The organism is Actinoplanes sp. ATCC 53533, assembly GCF_003947245.1.
The window spans coordinates 1-1,173 of the sequence record NZ_QHHV01000538.1 but is presented as its reverse complement, the minus strand read 5'-3'; the positions used below and the strand labels follow the sequence as shown (position 1 = coordinate 1,173).

At 64.2% G+C, this 1,173-nt stretch carries 1 pseudogene; it reads right to left on the bottom strand.

The features are described from left to right. Positions 1-1,102: pseudogene (locus DMB66_RS59865) on the bottom strand (DNA-directed RNA polymerase subunit beta); the annotation flags it as partial. Between the last annotated feature and the right edge of the window lie 71 nt (positions 1,103-1,173).

Here is a 1,173-nt window from a genome sequence, read left to right as displayed (position 1 = left end):
CGACGCGCTCCATCCGGGACAGGCCCACGCGGACCTGGTTCTGGATGAGCTCGCCCACGGTGCGCAGGCGCCGGTTGCCGAAGTGGTCGATGTCGTCGGCCTCGTAGCCCTCCTCACCGGCGTGCAGCCGGCAGAGGTAGTCCACGGTCTTGACGACGTCTTCCTCGGTCAACGTGCCCCGGACGATCGGGACGTCGATGTCGAGCTTCTTGTTGAACTTGTAACGGCCGACCTTGGCGACGTCGTACCTCTTCGGGTTGAAGAAGAGGTTGTCGAGCAGGGTCTGCGCGTTTTCGCGCGTCGGCGGCTCGCCAGGGCGGAGCTTGCGGTAGATGTCGAGCAGGGCCTCGTCCTGCCCGCCGATGTGGTCCTTCTCGAGCGTCGTCATGAGCAGCTCGGACCAGCCGAACCGCTCCCGGATCTGGTCCGCCGACCAACCGATCGCCTTCAGCAGGACGGTGACGGCCTGCCGGCGCTTGCGGTCGATGCGGACACCGACGGTGTCGCGCTTGTCGATGTCGAACTCGAGCCAGGCGCCCCGGCTCGGGATGACCTTGACACTGGAGAGGTCGCGGTCGGAGGTCTTGTCCGGCTCCTTGGTGAAGTACACGCCCGGCGAGCGGACGAGCTGACTCACCACGACGCGCTCGGTGCCGTTGATGACGAACGTCCCCTTGGGGGTCATCATCGGGAAGTCACCCATGAACACGGTCTGGCTCTTGATCTCGCCAGTGGTGTTGTTGGTGAACTCCGCGGTCACGAACAGCGGTGCGCAGTAGGTCAGGTCCTTCTCCTTGCACTCCTCGATCGAGGCTTTGACCTCGTCGAAGCGCGGCGCTGAGAAGGACAGCGACATGGTGCCGGAGAAGTCCTCAATGGGACTGATCTCTTCGAGGATCTCTGCGAGGCCCGAGTGGGCATGTGGATCGTCCGTAGAGCGCGTCTGCCAAGCCTCGTTCCCGACCAACCAGTCGAAGGACTCCGTCTGGAGGGCGAGGAGGTTGGGGACCTCGAGTTGCTCGGTGATCCTGCCGAACGAGATACGGCGGGGAGCGTAAGCGCTCGACGTACGACTGGTCTTCGCAGGGCGGGAAGCTGCCAAGATGCGTCCTTCCGAGGACCGGTGCTGCTGATGCGGCTGAGCTGCTGATGCAACTGTCTGCGTCACTTGTG